This is a genomic window from Kitasatospora sp. NPDC089797, from assembly GCF_040684795.1.
Taxonomy (GTDB): Bacteria; Actinomycetota; Actinomycetes; order Streptomycetales; family Streptomycetaceae; genus Kitasatospora.
The window spans coordinates 40,611-60,905 of record NZ_JBFBGS010000003.1 but is presented as its reverse complement, the minus strand read 5'-3'; the positions used below and the strand labels follow the sequence as shown (position 1 = coordinate 60,905).

Sequence of the window (20,295 nt, the reverse complement as noted above, 5' to 3'; positions counted from 1 at the left end):
GACCGCGCCCCATGCGCTAGGTACGCTCTGACCTTGTGCCTGGGGTGTCCCCGGGTCCTTGTGCGTGCATGCACACCGGTCGCCGCGCCGAGCCGGAGCGCTTCCCAGCGCACCGCGCGTAGAGCGCCGTCGCTGTACATCAGCCATGGGATTCCGTGTCGGAAAACGCCCAACACACCCGACCGCGTGGGTCGACCACGGGGCCGTGTGCGAGGGAGACACCGCAGGTTAGTTCCACCAAGCCTTGGCACACAGAAAACGGAGAAACGGTGCCTACGATCCAGCAGCTGGTCCGAAAGGGCCGGCAGGACAAGGTCGAGAAGAACAAGACTCCCGCGCTGAAGGGTTCCCCGCAGCGCCGTGGGGTCTGCACGCGTGTGTACACGACCACCCCGAAGAAGCCGAACTCGGCGCTTCGTAAGGTCGCCCGTGTGCGCCTCACCAGCGGGATCGAGGTCACCGCTTACATCCCGGGCGAGGGCCACAACCTGCAGGAGCACTCCATCGTGCTGGTGCGCGGTGGTCGTGTGAAGGACCTTCCTGGTGTCCGCTACAAGATCATCCGCGGTTCGCTCGACACCCAGGGTGTCAAGAACCGCAAGCAGGCCCGCAGCCGCTACGGCGCCAAGAAGGAGAAGTAAGAATGCCTCGTAAGGGCCCCGCCCCGAAGCGCCCGGTCATCATCGACCCGGTCTACGGCTCCCCGGTCGTCACGCAGCTGGTCAACAAGATCCTGCTGCACGGCAAGCGTTCCACCGCCGAGCGGATCGTGTACGGCGCCCTCGAGGGCGTCCGCGAGAAGACCGGCTCGGACCCGGTCGTCACGCTGAAGCGTGCGCTGGAGAACGTCAAGCCGGCCCTCGAGGTCAAGTCCCGCCGTGTCGGTGGCGCGACCTACCAGGTTCCGGTCGAGGTCCGTCCGGGCCGCGCCAGCACCCTGGCGCTGCGCTGGATGGTCGGTTACTCCCGCGCCCGTCGCGAGAAGACCATGACCGAGCGCCTGATGAACGAGATCCTCGACGCCAGCAACGGCCTGGGCGCTTCCGTGAAGCGTCGCGAGGACACCCACAAGATGGCCGAGTCCAACAAGGCCTTCGCGCACTACCGCTGGTAGTCCGTACCCCGTCACTAGACAGAGAGAGAACGAGCCACCATGGCTGCAACCTCCCTTGACCTCGCCAGGGTCCGCAACATCGGGATCATGGCGCACATCGACGCGGGCAAGACCACCACCACCGAGCGGATCCTGTTCTACACCGGTGTCTCGTACAAGATCGGTGAGGTCCACGATGGCGCTGCCACCATGGACTGGATGGAGCAGGAGCAGGAGCGCGGCATCACGATCACGTCGGCCGCGACGACCTGCCACTGGACGGTCGACGACGTCGACAACACCATCAACATCATCGACACCCCGGGTCACGTCGACTTCACCGTCGAGGTGGAGCGCTCGCTGCGCGTCCTCGACGGTGCCGTCACGGTGTTCGACGGTGTTGCCGGTGTCGAGCCCCAGTCCGAGACCGTGTGGCGGCAGGCTGACCGCTACGGCGTCCCGCGCATCTGCTTCATCAACAAGCTGGACCGCACGGGCGCGAACTTCTTCTTCTGCGTCGACACCATCGTGGAGCGCCTCGGCGCCACCCCGCTGGTGATGCAGCTCCCGATCGGTGCCGAGGCGGACTTCCAGGGCGTCGTCGACCTGGTCCGCATGAAGGCGCTGGTCTGGTCCGCCGAGGCCGCCAAGGGCGAGATGTACGACATCGTCGACATCCCGGCCGAGCTGCAGGAGCAGGCGGACGAGTACCGCGAGCAGCTGATCGACACCGTCTCGACCATCAGCGACGAGATCGCCGAGCTCTTCCTCGAGGGCGAGGAGATCCCGGTCGAGCTGCTGCAGGACGTGATCCGCAAGGGCACCCTGAACTCGGACTTCACCCCGATCTTCTGCGGTACCGCCTTCAAGAACAAGGGCGTTCAGCCCCTGCTCGACGCGGTCGTCAAGTACCTGCCGTCGCCGCTGGACATCGAGTCCGTCGAGGGCACCAAGCCGAACGACCCGGACACCAAGATCTCGCGCAAGGCGTCGGACGAGGAGCCCCTCGCCGCCCTCGCGTTCAAGATCATGTCCGACCCGCACCTGGGCAAGCTCACCTTCGTCCGGATCTACTCCGGTCGCCTGGAGTCCGGCACCTCGGTGCTGAACGCCGTCAAGGGCAAGAAGGAGCGCATCGGCAAGATCTACCGCATGCACGCGAACAAGCGTGAGGAGATCGAGTCGGTGGGCGCCGGCGACATCGTCGCCGTCATGGGCCTGAAGCAGACCACCACCGGTGAGACGCTGTCCGACGAGAAGAACCCGGTCATCCTGGAGTCCATGGACTTCCCGGCCCCGGTCATCCGCGTCGCGATCGAGCCCAAGTCCAAGGGTGACCAGGAGAAGCTGGGTGTCGCCATCCAGCGTCTCGCCGAGGAGGACCCGTCCTTCCAGGTCAACACGGACGAGGAGACCGGCCAGACCATCATCGCGGGTATGGGCGAGCTGCACCTCGAGGTGCTGGTCGACCGTATGAAGCGTGAGTTCAAGGTCGAGGCCAACGTCGGCAAGCCGCAGGTCGCGTACCGCGAGACGATCCGTCAGGCCGTCGAGCGCATCGACTACACGCACAAGAAGCAGACCGGTGGTTCGGGCCAGTTCGCGAAGATCCAGATCGCGATCGAGCCGCTCGAGCAGGCCGAGGGCTACGAGTTCGTGAACAAGGTCACCGGTGGCCGCGTGCCGAAGGAGTACATCCCTTCGGTCGACGCCGGTTGCCAGGAGGCCATGGAGTTCGGTGTCCTCGCCGGCTACCCGCTCCAGGGCGTTCGCGTGACCCTGCTCGACGGTGCGTCGCACGACGTCGACTCCTCCGAGCTCGCGTTCAAGATCGCCGGCTCGATGGCCTTCAAGGAAGGCGCCAGGAAGGCCAAGCCGGTCCTTCTTGAGCCGATGATGGCCGTCGAGGTCACCACGCCCGAGGACTACATGGGCGACGTGATCGGTGACATCAACTCTCGCCGTGGCCAGATCCGGTCCATGGACGAGCGTCACGGTGCCCGCGTCGTTGCGGCGCTGGTGCCCCTCTCCGAGATGTTCGGCTACGTCGGTGACCTGCGCAGCAAGACCTCTGGTCGCGCGAGCTACTCGATGCAGTTCGACTCGTACGCCGAGGTCCCCAAGGCCGTGGCTGAGGAGATCATCGCCAAGTCCAAGGGCGAGTGACGTCCCGATATTCGGGATGATTCACACCCCTTAGGCTGTTAGGAGGCGACCCGGGAGGATCCGTCCGGATCCTCCCGGGTCCTCCGGCCCCCCCACCCACGGGGCGGTCCGCGGTGCTTCCGGCACCCGGACCGGGCCCGTATCAAAGACCAACTGACGTCAGCACGGCGTACAGGAACTGTCCTCAGGAGGACTCAGTGGCCAAGGCGAAGTTCGAGCGGACGAAGCCCCACGTCAACATCGGCACCATCGGTCACATCGACCACGGCAAGACCACGCTGACCGCGGCCATCACCAAGGTGCTGCACGACGCGTACCCGGAGATCAACCCCTTCACGCCGTTCGACCAGATCGACAAGGCGCCGGAGGAGCGTCAGCGCGGTATCACCATCTCGATCGCGCACGTCGAGTACCAGACCGAGGCGCGTCACTACGCCCACGTCGACTGCCCCGGTCACGCTGACTACATCAAGAACATGATCACCGGTGCGGCCCAGATGGACGGTGCGATCCTCGTCGTCGCCGCCACCGACGGCCCGATGCCGCAGACCAAGGAGCACGTCCTCCTGGCCCGCCAGGTCGGCGTCCCCTACATCGTCGTCGCCCTGAACAAGGCCGACATGGTGGACGACGAGGAGATCCTGGAGCTCGTCGAGCTCGAGGTCCGCGAGCTGCTCTCCGAGTACGAGTTCCCGGGCGACGACCTGCCGGTCGTCCGCGTCTCCGCGCTGAAGGCCCTCGAGGGCGACAAGGAGTGGGGCGAGAAGCTCCTCGGCCTCATGCACGCGGTCGACGAGAGCATCCCGACCCCGGCCCGCGCCGTGGACCAGCCGTTCCTGATGCCGATCGAGGACGTCTTCACGATCACCGGTCGTGGCACCGTCGTCACCGGTCGTATCGAGCGTGGCATCCTCAAGGTCAACGAGACTGTCGACATCATCGGCATCAAGGAGACCAAGACCACCACCACGGTCACCGGCATCGAGATGTTCCGCAAGCTGCTCGACGAGGGCCAGGCCGGTGAGAACGTCGGTCTGCTGCTCCGTGGCATCAAGCGCGAGGACGTCGAGCGCGGCCAGGTCATCATCAAGCCGGGTTCGGTCACGCCGCACACCGACTTCGAGGCCCAGTCGTACATCCTGTCGAAGGACGAGGGTGGCCGCCACACCCCGTTCTTCAACAACTACCGCCCGCAGTTCTACTTCCGTACCACGGACGTGACCGGCGTCGTGACCCTCCCCGAGGGCACCGAGATGGTCATGCCGGGCGACAACACCGCCATGACGGTCGCGCTGATCCAGCCGATCGCCATGGAGGAGGGCCTGAAGTTCGCCATCCGTGAGGGTGGCCGCACCGTCGGCGCCGGCCAGGTCACCAAGATCATCAAGTAATTGATGCTCTGACCTGCCTGCCCCGTCAGGCTTGTCCGAAGGGCCCCACGCACCGCGAGGCGCGTGGGGCCCTTCGGCGTCTAACCCCGCGCTCACCTGGGGGCACTTCCTCTCACGGGCGGCTCATGGCCGACTGTTATGGTCGCCTCACCAGCCAGCCCCGCCGTCGCGGAAAGTGGGATCCAACGCATGTCTACGGCACCGCTGTTGTCGGTCGTGATGCCGATCTACAACGAGCAGGAGGCACTTCCGCTGACGGTCGAGCGGCTGCGTCCGATCCTGGACGGGCTGGGGGTCGACTACGAGGTCGTCGGCGTGGACGACGGCAGCCGGGACGCCACACCCGTGCTCATGCAGAAGATCCGGCAGGACTGGCCGGAGTTCCGCATCGTCCGCTTCGCCCGCAACTCCGGGCACCAGGCCGCGCTGACCGCCGGCATCCACCGGGCCGTCGGCGACTACGTGGTCAGCATCGACGCCGACCTCCAGGACCCGCCGGAGAAGATCCCGGAGATGCTCGACCTGGCCCGCGAGCAGAGCCTCGACGTGGTCTACGGCGTCCGCGGGGACCGCGGCACCGACACCGCCTTCAAGCGGCGCACGGCCGGCGCCTACTACTGGCTGATGCGCAGGCTGGTCGGCAAGCGGATGCCCAACCAGGCCGGCGACTTCCGGCTGCTCAGCCGCGCCGCCGTGGACGCCCTCAAGCAGCTGCCCGAGCACCAGCCGGTCTACCGGCTGCTGGTGCCGTGGCTCGGCTTCCCCAGCGGCGAGGTGGTGTACGTCCGCGAGGAGCGGGTGGCCGGCGGCACCCACTACCCGCTGTCCAAGATGGTGCGGCTGGCGCTGGACAGCATCACCAACTTCTCCGCGGCCCCGCTGCGGCTGGCCACCTACCTCGGTCTGGTCAGCTTCGTGGTCTGCATCGCGCTCGCGGTCCACGCCACCGTCTCCTACGCGCTCGGCTCGACGGTGCCGGGTTGGTCCTCGCTGTTCATCGGGATGCTCTTCCTCGGCGGCGTCCAGCTGATCTGCGTCGGCCTGCTGGGGGAGTACGTCGGCCGGATCTACTCGGCGGTGCAGAACCGCCCGACCTACTTCGTCGGCTACGACTCGGCGGACGAGGACGAGCGGGGCCGGGGCCGGTGACCCTGACCGAGGAGCCCGTCGGGCCCGCCGCCGCCACCCGTCGCCAGCTGCCCTCCTTCCTGGTCATCGGCGTCCTCAGCACCGTCTTCTACCTGGGGCTGTTCGTCCTGGCCCGGCTGTTCACGAACCCGCAGGCGGCCAACCTGATCGCGCTGGCCGTCAGCGCGGTCGCCAACACCGCGGCCAACCGCCGCTTCACCTTCGGGGTGGTCGGCTCGGAGGGGATGGTCCGCCACCAGCTCCAGGGCGCGGTCGCCTTCCTGATCGGGCTCGGCCTCAGCTCGGGGGTGCTCGCCCTGCTCGACCGGGTCGTGCCGCACGCCTCCCGGCCGGTGGAGGTGGGCGGGCTGGTGGTCGCCAACGGGCTCGCCACGGTGGCGCGGTTCGTGCTGCTGAAGGTCTGGGTCTTCCGCGGCGGTTCCGCCGGGCCCGCCGGCTCCTGACCCTCCCGACACCCCCCGAACGGAGCGCACGGGCTCCCCGGTTCGGTCGTTCGTGGGCTGCCCTTGCGTGCCCCCGGGTCGGTCGGGGCAAGCACGACCTCGGTATGCTTGGCCCTCGTAGCCTGCCCGCAGCCGGTGGATGAAGTCCGGACCCGGTAGGGGGAGACGGGCGGCAGGGACTGAACCGGAGGGGCACGGCACCGTGTCGACCGTACAGAGCTCGCCCGACAGCGGGATCCAGCAAGCGACCGCGCCGCCGGGACGGCGGCGGGCTCCGGTCGGCGGCCGGTGGACGGGCCGCAACCCGCTCGTGCTGGCCGGCGGGATCGCGCTGTCCTGGCTGGTGCCGGCCTGCCTGGTCGCGCTCCACCTGGGCGTGGTGCTGCTGCCGCTGCTGCTGATCGCGACGGCCGCCGTGATCCGGGTCGGCGGCGTGCTGCTGGACCGGCTCTTCGTCGCGGCGCTGATCCTCTTCGGCGCGGTGCTCACCTTCGGCCTGGTCTTCTCGCTCTGGCCCTGGGGCCTCTCACCCGTGGCCACCACCGGCGTGATGTTCAGCGTGCTGACGGTGGCCGCCTGGGCCGCCCGGCGCGCGCCGCGGCTGCCGCTGCGCTTCCGCTGGTCCGACCTGCTGGTGCTGGGCACCTTCGCCGGGTTCTGGCACTACCTCTTCCACCCCGTCGCCGGATCGTCGGCCGCGGAGCGGGTCGCCTACTTCGCCACCGCGGAGGACCGGCTCGCGCACTTCTCGTTCTTCTCCGGCATAGAGGGCGTCGGAGGCTTCAACTTCCTCCATCAGGAAGCCGCCAGGGCCTACCTGATACCGCCGTCCGAGGTGACCTACCCGCAGGGCTCGCACTTCCTGCTGGCCTGGACCGACACGCTGGTCCACTCCGCCGCCTCCCCGGGCGACATGCTCCAGACCATGAACCGGTACTTCCTGTACCTGCTGGTGGCCTACGCGCTGTTCTGCACCGCGCTGGTCTGGGCGGCCCGCTGGATCGGTGGACCCCGACTGCGCGGCTGGCAGGCCGCGGCGGTGTGCGGGACCGTCGCCGCGATCATGTTCGCCAGCAACTACCTGGACCTGCTGGTCCACGGCTTCGACTCGACCTTCATCGGTCTGATGCTGATAGCGCTCGCGCTGGCGGTGCTGATCCGGCCGGCGATGGGCCGCACCGAGTTCGTGCTGGCCGCCTCGGCCGGGCTGATCACGGTCACCTACGCGTACAACATCTACGGCGCGTTCGTCGGCGTCGCGCTGCTGGGCGCGCTGGTGGTGCACCGGCGCCGGTTCGCCGGGCGCTGGTGGTGGACGCTCGGCGCGCTGGCGTGCGCGATGGGCGTGGCCGTCCTGCCGAGCGTGCTCTCCGTCCTGGGCAACCTGGACGTCGCGAGCGCCTCCAACATGAGCGGCCCGAGCGTCGCCGCGGACCGCTCGGTCCTGATCGGCGGCGGACTGCTCGGCCTGCTGGCGGCGGCCGTGCCGCGCAACCGCCGCACCGCCTCCGGCCAGGCGCACCTCGCGGTGCTGCTCTCCACCGGCGCCGTGCTCACGGCCTTCGCCGCGTACCAGCTGCACAGCATCGGGCGGTACTCGTACTACTTCCACAAGATGACGGCCGTCGGCATCGTGGTCGCCCTGATCTCGGTCGGTGCCGTCGGCGTCCTGCTGCAGACGCCGGCTCGGGGGAGCGGCCGGACCTGGGCCCGGCGGCTGCAGGAGCTGGTGCTCTCCGGCCTGGCCGTCGCCGCCGCGCTGAGCCTCTTCGCCAACGTCCAGTGGGGCTTCCTGGCCACCAAGGACAACCCGTCCGCCTGGTCCACCAACCCGCTGGTGGCCTGGGGCCGCGGCGAGTTCGAGAGCGACATGGGGCCCGAGGGGATCGAGGGGCTGGCCCCGCTGCGCAACAGCGACGGCCCGGTCATCGCCCTGGTCTCCAACGACAACTACAAGAACCTCAAGGCCACCTGGCTCGCCTCGCTGCTGAACCGGCGCGGCGGCGACATGAAGGCGCTGTACGACATCCACTGGGTGGACATCGGCGGTCCGCAGGTGAAGGAGGAGGACTACCAGCGCTCCTTCGGGCGGCTCAAGGGCGCCATCGACCAGCTCCCCGCGCCGCACGCGACGCCGACCGTCCTGACCGCCGACCGCGCGGTGGGCGACCGGATCAAGCGGGACCTGGCCAAGCAGGGCGTGACCGTCACCATGGTGAGCGATCCGGGGCTGCTCTGGACCCAGCCCTGGGGCCGTACCTTCCCGGGCGTCTGAGGTGGGCTCCGACGGGTGTTCCGACGGGTGTGCCGACGGTGGACGGACGCGCACCGGGGATTCACGGCCACCCGCTACTATTCACAGCAATCGCACGGCCTGGTCGGCCTCGTGCGGACACGTGTGGCAAGGCCGGCCGCTGAATTCGGTGGTCATGTGATGAAGAACCCGATCGCCAAGCTGCTTGGGGTGCTTCCCCCGGGGGCGCGGCTCGTGGTCGGTGGCACGGTCGTGCTCGGAGCCTCGGCGTACGTCTACATGGCGCTCGTGGGCTACAGCCTGAGCACGGTCGGTGCGGCCAGGGTGACGATGCTCTGGACCATCGTGATGTCCGTGGGGTGGGGACTCTTCCAGCCGGTCGAGCTCGAGCTGACCCGGCTGGTGGCCGCCCGCAAGGTGGCCGGACACGGCGCACTGCCCGCCGTCCGGCGGATGCTGCTGCTCGCCCTGGCGATCCTGGTCGCGGTCTGCGCGCTGCTGGCGGTCACCGCCCGGCCGATCGCCGACCAGCTGTTCAGCGGCGACCGGAGCCTGGTGCTCGCGCTGGCCGGCGGCCTGGCCGGCCTCGCGGTGAGCTCGGTGGCCCGCGGCGCGCTGGCCGGCCTCGGCCGGTTCGGCCCGTACGGCACCCAGCTGGCGGTCGACGGCGGGCTGCGGATCGGGCTGGCCGCGCTGGCGGCGGCGCTCGGCCTGCACTCGGCACTGGTCTTCGGCCTGATCCTCTTCGTCTCCCCGCTGGCGGCCTCGCTGATCGGCCTGCGCGACACCCTGGCCGACCGCACCCCGGGGCCGGAGGTGTCCTGGAAGCAGCTGACCAGCGGCCTCGGCCTGCTGATCGCCTCGGTGATGCTCAGCCAGCTGGTGGTCAACGCGACCGTGATCTGCGCGCGCCTGCTCTCGCCGAAGCACTCCGAGGCCTCCGACGCGCTGGTCTTCGCGATCGGCCAGGCCGTGGTGATGGCCCGGGCGCCGCTGTTCGCCTACAGCGCCCTCCAGGCCTCGATGGTCTCCGCGCTCTCCGGCGCCGCCACCGCCGGCGACCACGCCGAGTTCCGCAAGGTGCTGACCCGCACCGCCGCGATCGCCGCCGGTCTGTGCATCGGCGGCGGCCTGCCGGTCATCGTGCTCGGCGCCAAGCTCAACCCGCTGCTCTTCAACGCCAAGGACGTGCTCGGGCCGCTGGACTTCCTCTGGCTGGTGTTCGGGACGGTCTGCTACGTCCTCGCGACGGTCTTCGGCCAGGCGTTGATGTCCAGCGGCCAGCACCGCCGCCAGTTGGTCGGTTGGACCGCCGGTTCCGTAGCATTGGTGGCTGTCGCACTCGCTCCGGGTGCCGTCGGCCTGCGCGCGGAGCTCGCGTACCTGGCGGGCTCGCTGGTCAGTGCGGTCCTGCTGCTGTGGTCGCTCTACCGAGCCTTCCCCTCCCGTCCCGCCGCCGTACCGACCGAGCCGTCGGCAGCAGAGCCGCTGCGGACGTCCTGAGGCCATGACCACCACCGACAGACAGACCCGAGGCACGGGCCGCCGTGCCGTTCGCCAAGCATGGAGCACCTGTGTCCGAGTATGACAACGTCTGGCTGGTGATCCCGGCCTACAACGAAGGCCAGGTGATCGCCGAGGTCGTGGAGGGGGCACGCAAGACCTTCCCGAACATCGTGGTGATCGACGACGGCTGCACCGACGACACGGCCCAGCACGTCATGACGACCGGCGCCCACCTGGTGCGGCACCCGGTCAACCTGGGCCAGGGCGCCGCGCTGCAGACCGGTCTGAAGTACGCGCTGGCCCAGGAGGGCGCCGAGTACTTCGCGACCTTCGACGCGGACGGCCAGCACCAGACCGGGGACGTCGAGAAGATGGTGGCCCTGCTGCGTGCGGGCGAGGCCGACATCGTGCTCGGCTCGCGCTTCATCGAGCAGACCGGCCAGGTGCCGTGGATCAAGCGCGTGGTGCTCCGCACCGCCGCCGCGGTCAGCCCGACCGCCCGCAAGCTCAAGCTCACCGATGCGCACAACGGTCTCCGCGTGATGAACCGTGAGGCCGCCGGCCGGATCAAGATCACCATGAACGGCATGGCGCACGCTTCGGAGATCGTCTCCTTCCTCGCCGGCTCGGACCTCCGGGTCGCCGAGGTCCCGGTGGACATCCTGTACACCGACTACTCGCGCGCCAAGGGCCAGTCCCTGATCAACGGCGTGAACATCCTCTTCGACATCTCGCTGCGGGAGCGTAACCGCCGATGAATCACCTCTGGATCCAGCTGATCCTGGTCGTGGCCGCGGTGGCCATGGCCCTCCTGTTCGTCCGGCGCTGGGACGCCGCGAACACCCGGGCGTGGAAGCGCATCGCCTTCGCGCTGTTCGTGATCGCCAACGTGGTCGCCATCCTGTGGCCGACCGGCGTGACCAAGCTGGCCACCGCGCTCGGCGTCGGCCGCGGCACCGACCTGGTGCTGTACCTGATGGTGATCGCGATGGGCTTCCTCACCCTCAACACCTACCTGCGCTTCCGCTCGCTCGAGAAGAAGCTCACCGACCTGGCCCGCACCGTGGCCATCACCGAGGGCGTCCGGCACAACAACGACCGCTTGGACGCCCCGGTCGGCTCCGACCGCTGACCGGGCGCCTCCCGCAGGGCGGGGGGACGAGCAACAGGAAGGGCCACACCCGCAGGGGTGCGGCCCTTCCTCGCACCTGGGCGAATTGTCCGGGGAAAGCCGGGCGGGGTGTCGTCGGAATGACCGGGCGGGCAAGGGCGGGATATCGGCAGCGATCGGAGCCCGGATACCCGCACGGCGCCGGAAACGTTGTGGACATGACGACGCCCACGTCCGCGCCGCCCGCCAACAGGCCAGCCGCTGGCCGGAGTTGAGCCCGGTGGGAGCGATCAGGGGCGGGTTCCTCGAACAAGGCCGTGACAGTAGACTGATGCGGGCGGTGTTCGTCGACGGAATATCGTGAATCGGTCGACAAGGCGGACATTCTCCACGGGCCCGGTGTTTCCGGGTGCGTCGCGGAAATCCGCTATTCCGGAGGGCGGTCTGAACCCGCGGATCGTGCGGGCCCGTTCTTCCGAGTGTCGGCACGTCGGCCAGCGGGGGAAGGAACGGTCGGCCGGAGCGGCACCGCGCGGCGATCACCGTCCGGAAGCTGGTTGACTTGGTCCGGCCCGGCAGCCGCGGCCGGGCGGCACCGAAGCGTGATCCAGGACCAGGAGGTGCGGCGCCGCCATGAGCGTCGATTTCGTCATCCCGTACTACGGCGACCCGGAGTACCTGTTCGCCACCATCGACAGCATCCGGGCCCAGCACCAGGAGGACTGGCGGCTGACCGTCGTGGATGACCAGTACCCCGGTTTCCGCGCGCTGCAGTACATCGAGAGCCTCGACGACGAGCGGATCCGCTACGTCCGCAACGAGGAGCGCCTCGGCCCCAACGGCAACACCTACAAGGCCTCCACCCTGGCCGAGCGCGAGTTCGTCTCGATGATGGGCGCCGACGACCTGCTGGAGCCCGACTACCTGGACGTCGTCCTGGAGCGGATGAAGGCCGACCCGGACGCGATCGCCTGCCAGCCGGGCGTGAAGGTGATGGACAGCGACGGGACCCTGGTCCCCGCGCTGGGCATCGGGGACAAGGTCAAGCGCCGGATCGCCGCCCCGGCCCGCAAGGCCGGCGTGATCAGCGGCGAGGCCGCGGTGAAGAGCCTGCTGGCCGGCAACTGGCTGTACACCCCGTCGCTGCTCTACCGGCAGTCCGCGCTCTCGAAGATCCCGTACCGCCCGGACATCGACGCCGTCCACGACCTCGCGTTCATGGTCGACATGCTGATGGAGGGCGGCAACCTGCTGGTCGACGAGCGCGAGGTGTTCCGCTACCGCCGGCACCAGGCCAGCGACTCCTCCAACCGGGTCAAGGACGGCAAGCGCTTCGACGAGGAGCTGAAGTACTACTCGCTGATCTCCAAGGAACTGCGCGCCAAGGGCTGGGGCGGCGCCGCCCGCTCGGCCGACCTGCACATCTCCTCCCGGCTGCACGCCCTGATGGTGGCGGCCGGTCGTCTGGGTGCGGGTGACTTCTCCCACGCCGGGGCCATGGTCGGCCGCGCCATGCGCAGCAGCTGACCAGGTCGGATGCGTGCTGGGCGGGGACTTCGTCCGGAGCCCCCGCCCACCGTCGGCCGACCTATGATGTCCGCTGATCGCCGACCCCCCACGCCACTCCACGCCACGTTCGCAGTGGCCACGCACGGAAGTGACTGACATGACTGATCTGGCCACCAGCCCGGTCGGCGGCTCCGAGGCGGAGCACCGACGACCTGAGGGCGCGGTCGCGGACCGCCTCGGAAGGATGGACGGCCTGCTGGCCCGGCCCTGGGCGGTCCGCTCGGCCGAGGCCCTGGTCTCGATCGTGGCGGCCTTCGCCTTCACGCTGCTGTGCAGCCGCATCAACGCCAACCCGCTCAACCGGGTCGGCCAGGTCAGCGGTCTGGCCGAGCTGCAGAAGTACGCCGCGATCGTGGGCCTGCCGGTCCTCGCGGTGCTGCTGTACGCCGCCTACCGGGGCAGCCTGGCCCGCTACCAGCTGGTCCAGCGGCTGGTCTGCGCGGCCGTCGCCGGTCTGGCCACCGGCGCGGTCGCGGGTGGCATCGCGGTGGCGCTGAACGGCACCCAGTGGGGCCTCGGCGGCCAGGAGGGCGACCCCGGCAACCTCATCGGCATGGCCAACGACATGCTGCGCGGCCAGGGCCTGCCCGGCGTCTACCCTCCGGGGTTCCCGGCGGCGCTGGCGATCTGGTCGAAGCTGTTCTACGGCGGCATCGGTGGCGGCGGCTACGCGATGAAGGACCTCCAGCTGATCTGCAGCGCGCTGGTCGGCCCGATGGCGTACCTGTCCTGGCGGCTGATGCTGCGCCCGTTCTGGGCGCTGCTGATCGCCGTCCCGTCCGCGATCCTCTTCCTGGACCCGATCCGGCCGTACAGCCACGTCACCATGCTGGTGATGGTGCCGATGCTCGCCGCCGCGCTGCGCGAGCTGCGCCGGGCGCACACCCTGAGCACCCGTTCCACCGTGTGGCGCGGAGTCGGCTTCGGCGTCTCGTTCGGCCTGATGTTCCTCTGGTACTCGGGCTGGTTCGTCTGGGCCGCGCCGGGCGTGTTCGTGCTGGCGCTGTTCCTGGTGCCGTGGCGCAAGGGCGCGGCCCGGATCAAGCCGGTGCTGGTGTTCCTCGGCGCGACCCTGGGCAGCGCCGTCGTGGTCGGCGCGCCGCTGCTGTACCAGCTCGTCCGGCTGGGCGCCGAGGCCAAGGACCGGTACGCCTACCTGTCGGTCTACATCGACCCGGCGTACATCATGGGCTGGGCCTCGGACCGCGCCGGCACCATGACCTACCACGACTTCCCGTGGCGCGGTGAGCTGGCCGGGCAGAGCGCCTACACCCTGCTGCTGCTGGCAGGCGTCGCGCTGGCGCTCGGCCTCGGGCTGCGCAGCATCGTCGTCAGGACCACCGCGGCCACCCTGGTGAGCGCCTGGCTGCTGCGCTACTGGTTCGCCTCCCAGATGGCCCACACCAAGTCCATCCAGCTGTACCCGCGCACCACCTGGATCATCCTGTACGCGCTGATGATCCTCGCCGTGCTCGGCCTGATGTTCGCCGTCCAGCGGGGGACCGGCTGGCTGCGCACCGTCCAGCGGGTCGGCACCGACGGCGAGCCGGCGCCGGTCACCCTGCGCCCGGCGGTCACCGGTCGCCTGGTCGCGGGTGCGGTCTGCGCGGTGGCGCTGTTCGCGACCATGTCCGCCTCCTGGTCGGTGGACCGCTACATGCCGACCACGGACCCGAAGCTCCTCCCGAGCAGTGGCAGCCAGAACGTCGACATGGGCATCGACGCCTGGCGCGCGCACATCCTGGTGAACAGCGACGGCAAGTGCCCCAAGTACGACCCGGCCGGCCCGACCGACTGCGCGCCGGTGAACAAGGGCCTGAAGGAGTACAACAACGGTCCCGACAAGGGCACGCTGTGGTGCGGCAACGTGAGCGGCGACGACTGGGCGACGGTCTGCGGCACCAAGCGCCCGTGGTGACGCACCGCCGCTGAGCACGGTCACCCGATCGGGGCCGGTGAGGTAGTCCTCACCGGCCCCGATTGGCATTTCGGCTGCTCCATGTGGCAGTATGTCCAAGTTGCTCGGTTGAGTGCCGATGCTGCGCGCCTCCCGCCGGGAGGACTGGAAGCGAGTCCCATGTACTCGTCGTTCCCGTGATGGCCGTCAAGCGTGAGTTCTACGCCACGGCAGCTGCGGGGCGAAAGTACGGGAATCTTCCGGGAAGCGTGTGCGGGGCCTCGGCCCGGCTCCCCCTCACCCCGAAAGTTTGAAACCGACGAAGTTCTTCGCCGGTTTTTTGCAAGCGCCAGTGCGACACGCCCGAGCGCGGGGGTCGGAGGGAAGTCGTGCAGTGACTAAGGACAAAGGACTACTGAGTAGCCATGGCGGGACAGAAGATCCGCATCCGGCTCAAGGCCTACGACCACGAGGTCATCGACTCCTCGGCGAAGAAGATCGTCGAGACGGTGATCCGTACTGGTGCGCAGGTCGCGGGCCCGGTGCCGCTGCCCACTGAGAAGAACGTGTACTGCGTCATCCGCTCGCCGCACAAGTACAAGGACTCGCGCGAGCACTTCGAGATGCGTACTCACAAGCGTCTGATCGACATCCTCGACCCCACGCCGAAGACGGTTGACTCGCTCATGCGTCTCGACCTGCCGGCGGGCGTCGACATCGAGATCAAGCTCTGAGAGGCGCACCGAAGATGGCTAAGCAGATTAAGGGCATCCTGGGCGAGAAGCTCGGCATGACCCAGGTCTGGGACGAGAACAACCGGGTCGTTCCGGTGACCGTCGTCAAGGCTGGGCCCAATGTCGTGACCCAGGTCCACACCGCCGACAGCGAGGCCGGCTACGACGCCGTCCAGCTCGGCTTCGGCGAGATCGACCCCCGCAAGGTGAACAAGCCCCTCGCGGGCCACTTCGCCAAGGCCGGTGTCACCCCGCGTCGTCACCTGGTCGAGCTCCGCACCTCGGACGCGTCCGAGTACACCCTGGGCCAGGAGATCACCGCCGAGCTGTTCGAGGCGGGTGTCAAGGTCGACGTGACCGGCACCTCCAAGGGCAAGGGCTTCGCCGGTGTCATGAAGCGTCACAACTTCCGGGGCCTCGGCGCCGGTCACGGTGTGCAGCGCAAGCACCGCTCGCCCGGCTCGATCGGTGGCTGCGCCACCCCGGGTCGCGTGTTCAAGGGCATGAAGATGGCCGGCCGGATGGGCCACGAGCGTGTGACCACCCAGAACCTGACCATCCATGCCGTTGACGCGGAGAAGGGGCTGCTCCTGATCAAGGGCGCAATCCCGGGCCCGAACGGCGGCCTCGTCCTCGTCCGCACCGCGGCGAAGGGGCTGTGAGGATATGAGCACCATTGACATCCTGTCGCCCTCGGGCGACAAGACCGGCAGCCTCGAGCTGCCGGCCGAGATCTTCGACGCGAAGGTCAGCGTTCCGCTGATGCACCAGGTCGTCGTGGCGCAGCTCGCTGCGGCCCGTCAGGGCACCCACAAGACCAAGACTCGTGGCGAGGTCCGCGGTGGCGGCAAGAAGCCGTACCGCCAGAAGGGCACCGGCCGCGCCCGTCAGGGCTCGACCCGTGCGCCGCAGTTCGCCGGCGGTGGCGTTGTGCACGGTCCCGTGCCGCGCGACTACTCGCAGCGGACCCCGAAGAAGATGATCGCCGCCGCCCTGCGCGGTGCGCTCACCGACCGGGCCCGCCACAACCGCATCCACGTCGTCACCGACGTGGTCGCGGCCGAGGCGCCGTCGACCAAGGCCGCCAAGGGTCTGTTCGGCAAGATCACCGACCGCAAGAACGTCCTCCTGGTCGTCGAGCGCTCGGACGAGCTGGGCCTCAAGTCCGCTCGTAACCTGCCGAACGTGCACATCCTGGACGCCGGTCAGCTGAACACCTACGACGTGCTCGTCTCCGACGATGTGGTCTTCACCCAGGCCGCCTTCGAGCGTTTCGTGGCCGGTCCGGCCGCGTCCGCCAAGGCCGTTGCCGCTGAGGGCGAGCTCGAAGGGAGCGCCGCCTGATGAGCGACGTTACGAGCAAGACGTTCACGGACCCCCGTGACGTCCTGGTGAAGCCGGTCATCTCCGAGAAGAGCTACAGCCTTCTCGACGAGAACAAGTACACGTTCATCGTGTCGCCGGGCGCCAACAAGACCCAGATCAAGCAGGCCGTCGAGGCGGTCTTCTCGGTCAAGGTCGAGGCTGTCAACACGATCAACCGTCAGGGCAAGCGCAAGCGCTCCAAGACGGGCTTTGGCAAGCGCAAGGACACCAAGCGCGCCATCGTGACGCTGGCCGAGGGCAACCGCATCGACATCTTCGGTGGTCCGGTCTCCTGACTCAGGAGATCGTGATCGTCGATAAGGACGAGGACGAGAGAGCCAAATGGGCATCCGCAAGTACAAGCCGACTACGCCGGGCCGTCGTGGCTCCAGCGTGGCCGACTTCGTAGAGATCACGCGGTCCACGCCGGAGAAGTCGCTGGTTCGCCCCCTGCACAGCAAGGGCGGCCGTAACAACGCCGGTCGGATCACCGTTCGCCACCAGGGTGGCGGTCACAAGCGCGCCTACCGCGTGATCGACTTCCGTCGTCACGACAAGGACGGCGTGCCGGCCAAGGTCGCGCACATCGAGTACGACCCGAACCGCACCGCGCGCATCGCGCTCCTGCACTACGCGGACGGCGAGAAGCGCTACATCATCGCGCCGCGCGGCATCGCGCAGGGCGACCGGATCGAGAACGGCGCTGGCGCCGACATCAAGCCGGGCAACAACCTGCCGCTTCGCAACATCCCGGTCGGTACGACCATCCACGCGGTGGAGCTGCGTCCCGGGGGCGGTGCCAAGATGGCCCGTTCCGCCGGTTCCGGCATTCAGCTGCTGGCGCGTGAGGGCAAGATGGCGCACCTGCGCATGCCCTCCGGTGAGATCCGCCTGGTCGACGCGCGCTGCCGCGCGACGGTCGGCGAGGTCGGCAACGCCGAGCAGTCGAACATCAACTGGGGCAAGGCCGGCCGTATGCGCTGGAAGGGCGTTCGCCCGACCGTGCGTGGTGTGGCCATGAACCCGATCGACCACCCGCACGGTGGTGGTGAGGGTAAGACCTCCGGTGGTCGCCACCCGGTCTCGCCGTGGGGCCAGAAGGAGGGTCGTACCCGTCGCCCGAAGAAGGCGTCGGACGCTCTCATCGTGCGCCGCCGCAAGACCAACAAGAAGCGCTAGGAGCAGGTCAGATGCCGCGCAGTCTCAAGAAGGGCCCCTTCATCGACGGCCACCTTCTCAAGAAGGTGGACGCGCAGAACGAGGCGGGTACCCAGAACGTCATCAAGACCTGGTCCCGTCGCTCCGTGATCTTCCCGGCCATGCTCGGCCACACGATCGCGGTGCACGATGGCCGTAAGCACGTCCCGGTGTTCGTTACCGAGTCGATGGTCGGCCACAAGCTCGGCGAGTTCGCGCCGACGCGCACGTTCCGCGGTCACGTCAAGGACGACCGCAAGTCGAAGCGTCGCTAGTCGCCAGCGAGATTACCGACTCAATGACTTACACCAGCAAGGGGACAACCATGGAAGCCAGGGCCCAGGCGCGGTACATCCGCGTCACGCCCATGAAGGCCCGCCGCGTGGTGGACCTCATCCGTGGCCTGAACGCCACGGAGGCCCAGGCGGTCCTGCGTTTCGCTCCGCAGGCCGCCACCGTGCCGGTCGGCAAGGTGCTCGACAGCGCCATTGCCAACGCCGTGCACAACTACAACCACAACAACGTGGACGACCTCGTCATCAGCGAGGCGTACGTTGACGAGGGCCCGACCCTGAAGCGGTTCCGTCCGCGTGCCCAGGGTCGTGCCTACCGGATCCGCAAGCGGACCAGCCACATCACCGTGGTCGTCAGCAGCAAGGAAGGGACCCGGTAATGGGCCAGAAGGTTAACCCGCACGGGTTCCGCCTCGGCATCAGCACGGACTTCAAGTCCCGCTGGTACGCCGACAAGCTGTACAAGGACTACGTCAAGGAAGACGTTGCCATTCGTCGCATGATGACGAAGGGCATGGAGCGCGCCGGCATCTCCAAGGTCGAGATCGAGCGCACCCGCGACCGCGTCCGCGTCGACATCCACACCGCCCGCCCCGGCATCGTCATCGGTCGCCGTGGCACCGAGGCCGACCGCATCCGCGGCGACCTCGAGAAGCTGACCGGCAAGCAGGTCCAGCTGAACATCCTCGAGGTCAAGAACCCCGAGCTGGACGCCCAGCTCGTGGCTCAGGGCGTCGCGGAGCAGCTGTCCTCCCGCGTCTCCTTCCGTCGTGCCATGCGCAAGTCGATGCAGGGCACCATGAAGTCCGGCGCCAAGGGCATCAAGGTCCAGTGCTCCGGTCGTCTCGGCGGCGCCGAGATGAGCCGTTCGGAGTTCTACCGCGAGGGTCGCGTGCCGCTGCACACCCTGCGTGCGAACGTCGACTACGGCTTCTTCGAGGCCAAGACCACCTTCGGCCGCATCGGCGTGAAGGTCTGGATCTACAAGGGCGACGTCAAGAACATCGCCGAGGTCCGCGCTGAGAACGCCGCCGCCCGCTCGGGCAACCGCCCGGCCCGCCCCGAGGGTGGTCGTCCCGCCCGCGGTGGCGAGCGCCGTGGTGGCGAGCGCGGTGGCCGTGGCCGTCGTCCCGCCGCTGCCGAGGCCCCCGCGGCCGCGGCCGTCGAGGCTCCGGCTGCCGAGAACACCGGAACGGAGGCCTGACCCCAATGCTGATCCCCCGTAGGGTCAAGCACCGCAAGCAGCACCACCCCAAGCGCCGCGGCGCTGCCAAGGGTGGCACCGAGCTCGCGTTCGGCGAGTACGGCATCCAGGCCGTCACCCCGGCCTACGTGACGAACCGGCAGATCGAGTCCGCTCGTATCGCCGTCACCCGTCACATCAAGCGTGGCGGCAAGGTCTGGATCAACATCTACCCGGACCGTCCGCTCACCAAGAAGCCGGCCGAGACCCGCATGGGTTCCGGTAAGGGTTCGCCCGAGTGGTGGATCGCGAACGTGCACCCGGGTCGGGTCATGTTCGAGCTGTCGTACCCCAACGAGAAGGTGGCTCGTGAGGCGCTGACCCGCGCTGCTCACAAGCTCCCGATGAAGTGCCGGATCATCCGGCGCGAGGCAGGTGAGAGCTGATGTCGGCCGGCACCAAGGCTGCTGACCTCCGCGAGCTGGACAACGAGGGTCTCGTTGCCAAGCTCCGTGAGGCCAAGGAGGAGCTGTTCAACCTCCGCTTCCAGGCGGCGACCGGGCAGCTCGACAACCACGGACGGCTCAAGCTCGTCCGTAAGGACATCGCGCGGATCTACACCCTGATGCGCGAGCGCGAGCTGGGCATCGAGACGGTGGAGAACGCCTGATGACTGAGAACACCAACGAGACGCGCGGTTTCCGCAAGACCCGTGAGGGTCTCGTCGTCAGCGACAAGATGGACAAGACCGTCGTCGTCGCCGTCGAGGACCGCGTCAAGCACGCTCTGTACGGCAAGGTCATCCGCCGTACGAACAAGCTGAAGGCGCACGACGAGGCGAACGCCTGCGGCATCGGCGACCGGGTCCTCCTCGCGGAGACCCGCCCGCTGTCCGCGACGAAGCGCTGGCGCGTCGTCGAGATCCTCGAGAAGGCCAAGTAACG

The 20,295-nt window shown here is 68.6% G+C and carries 23 protein-coding genes; all 23 read left to right on the top strand.

Translation table 11 applies throughout. The annotated features are described in order from the left end of the window. The first annotated feature begins 269 nt into the window (after positions 1-269). Positions 270-641, top strand: a complete 372-nt coding sequence (gene rpsL, locus AB0O91_RS03570; protein WP_014144289.1) for a 30S ribosomal protein S12 — start codon at positions 270-272, stop codon at positions 639-641. 2 nt (positions 642-643) lie between these two features. Further along, positions 644-1,114: a 30S ribosomal protein S7 gene (rpsG, locus tag AB0O91_RS03565; protein WP_030055803.1), complete on the top strand. Its 471-nt coding sequence runs from the start codon at positions 644-646 to the stop codon at positions 1,112-1,114. 39 nt (positions 1,115-1,153) lie between these two features. Next, on the top strand, positions 1,154-3,259 hold the full coding sequence (gene fusA, locus AB0O91_RS03560; RefSeq protein ID WP_363427445.1) for an elongation factor G: 2,106 nt from the start codon (positions 1,154-1,156) through the stop codon (positions 3,257-3,259). A gap of 197 nt (positions 3,260-3,456) precedes the next feature. Further along, complete coding sequence (gene tuf, locus AB0O91_RS03555; RefSeq protein ID WP_031063092.1) at positions 3,457-4,650, top strand: elongation factor Tu; 1,194 nt, start codon at positions 3,457-3,459, stop codon at positions 4,648-4,650. A gap of 189 nt (positions 4,651-4,839) precedes the next feature. After that, positions 4,840-5,799: a glycosyltransferase family 2 protein gene (locus AB0O91_RS03550; RefSeq protein WP_363427444.1), complete on the top strand. Its 960-nt coding sequence runs from the start codon at positions 4,840-4,842 to the stop codon at positions 5,797-5,799. Continuing rightward, positions 5,796-6,242, top strand: a complete 447-nt coding sequence (locus tag AB0O91_RS03545) for a GtrA family protein (protein ID WP_363427443.1) — start codon at positions 5,796-5,798, stop codon at positions 6,240-6,242. The genes AB0O91_RS03550 and AB0O91_RS03545 overlap by 4 nt, the downstream gene beginning before the upstream one ends. Before the next feature lie 202 nt (positions 6,243-6,444). Further along, complete coding sequence (locus AB0O91_RS03540; RefSeq protein ID WP_363427442.1) at positions 6,445-8,517, top strand: hypothetical protein; 2,073 nt, start codon at positions 6,445-6,447, stop codon at positions 8,515-8,517. Between the two features lie 159 nt (positions 8,518-8,676). Next, entirely contained in the window at positions 8,677-9,999 is a 1,323-nt protein-coding gene (locus AB0O91_RS03535) for a hypothetical protein (protein WP_363427441.1), read from the top strand. Between the two features lie 71 nt (positions 10,000-10,070). After that, the gene (locus tag AB0O91_RS03530; RefSeq protein ID WP_363427440.1) at positions 10,071-10,760 is read left to right on the top strand and encodes a glycosyltransferase family 2 protein; all 690 of its coding nucleotides are present in this window, start codon (positions 10,071-10,073) and stop codon (positions 10,758-10,760) included. Beyond that, complete coding sequence (locus tag AB0O91_RS03525; RefSeq protein WP_363427439.1) at positions 10,757-11,134, top strand: DUF2304 domain-containing protein; 378 nt, start codon at positions 10,757-10,759, stop codon at positions 11,132-11,134. Before AB0O91_RS03530 ends, AB0O91_RS03525 begins: the two co-directional genes overlap by 4 nt. A gap of 612 nt (positions 11,135-11,746) precedes the next feature. Continuing rightward, on the top strand, positions 11,747-12,640 hold the full coding sequence (locus tag AB0O91_RS03520) for a glycosyltransferase (protein WP_363427438.1): 894 nt from the start codon (positions 11,747-11,749) through the stop codon (positions 12,638-12,640). Positions 12,641-12,779: 139 nt separating this feature from the next. Next, entirely contained in the window at positions 12,780-14,600 is a 1,821-nt protein-coding gene (locus AB0O91_RS03515) for a hypothetical protein (RefSeq protein WP_363427437.1), read from the top strand. 404 nt (positions 14,601-15,004) lie between these two features. Then, positions 15,005-15,313 carry a 30S ribosomal protein S10 gene (gene rpsJ / locus AB0O91_RS03510; protein WP_012785157.1) on the top strand — a complete coding sequence of 103 codons (309 nt, stop codon included), beginning with the start codon at positions 15,005-15,007 and terminating at the stop codon, positions 15,311-15,313. Between the two features lie 14 nt (positions 15,314-15,327). Further along, complete coding sequence (rplC, locus tag AB0O91_RS03505; RefSeq protein ID WP_363427436.1) at positions 15,328-15,975, top strand: 50S ribosomal protein L3; 648 nt, start codon at positions 15,328-15,330, stop codon at positions 15,973-15,975. A gap of 4 nt (positions 15,976-15,979) precedes the next feature. Further along, positions 15,980-16,657, top strand: coding sequence for a 50S ribosomal protein L4 (rplD, locus tag AB0O91_RS03500; protein ID WP_363427435.1), 678 nt, complete (start codon positions 15,980-15,982; stop codon positions 16,655-16,657). Next, a complete protein-coding gene (gene rplW, locus AB0O91_RS03495; protein ID WP_030280768.1) occupies positions 16,657-16,974 on the top strand; it encodes a 50S ribosomal protein L23 in 318 nt (105 codons plus the stop codon). Before rplD ends, rplW begins: the two co-directional genes overlap by 1 nt. A 46-nt stretch (positions 16,975-17,020) precedes the next feature. Next, positions 17,021-17,857 carry a 50S ribosomal protein L2 gene (gene rplB, locus AB0O91_RS03490; RefSeq protein WP_363427434.1) on the top strand — a complete coding sequence of 279 codons (837 nt, stop codon included), beginning with the start codon at positions 17,021-17,023 and terminating at the stop codon, positions 17,855-17,857. A gap of 11 nt (positions 17,858-17,868) precedes the next feature. After that, positions 17,869-18,150, top strand: coding sequence for a 30S ribosomal protein S19 (gene rpsS / locus AB0O91_RS03485; protein ID WP_030055821.1), 282 nt, complete (start codon positions 17,869-17,871; stop codon positions 18,148-18,150). Between the two features lie 50 nt (positions 18,151-18,200). Next, positions 18,201-18,548: a 50S ribosomal protein L22 gene (gene rplV / locus AB0O91_RS03480; protein WP_033824229.1), complete on the top strand. Its 348-nt coding sequence runs from the start codon at positions 18,201-18,203 to the stop codon at positions 18,546-18,548. Then, a complete protein-coding gene (rpsC, locus tag AB0O91_RS03475) occupies positions 18,548-19,372 on the top strand; it encodes a 30S ribosomal protein S3 (protein WP_030280775.1) in 825 nt (274 codons plus the stop codon). Before rplV ends, rpsC begins: the two co-directional genes overlap by 1 nt. Positions 19,373-19,377: 5 nt before the next feature. Further along, positions 19,378-19,797 (top strand): 50S ribosomal protein L16, encoded by a 420-nt coding sequence (gene rplP / locus AB0O91_RS03470; RefSeq protein ID WP_030055824.1) that lies wholly within the window; start codon positions 19,378-19,380, stop codon positions 19,795-19,797. Next, complete coding sequence (gene rpmC, locus AB0O91_RS03465) at positions 19,797-20,021, top strand: 50S ribosomal protein L29 (protein ID WP_063348970.1); 225 nt, start codon at positions 19,797-19,799, stop codon at positions 20,019-20,021. The genes rplP and rpmC overlap by 1 nt, the downstream gene beginning before the upstream one ends. Then, complete coding sequence (gene rpsQ / locus AB0O91_RS03460) at positions 20,021-20,293, top strand: 30S ribosomal protein S17 (RefSeq protein ID WP_030055826.1); 273 nt, start codon at positions 20,021-20,023, stop codon at positions 20,291-20,293. Before rpmC ends, rpsQ begins: the two co-directional genes overlap by 1 nt. Positions 20,294-20,295 lie beyond the last annotated feature (2 nt).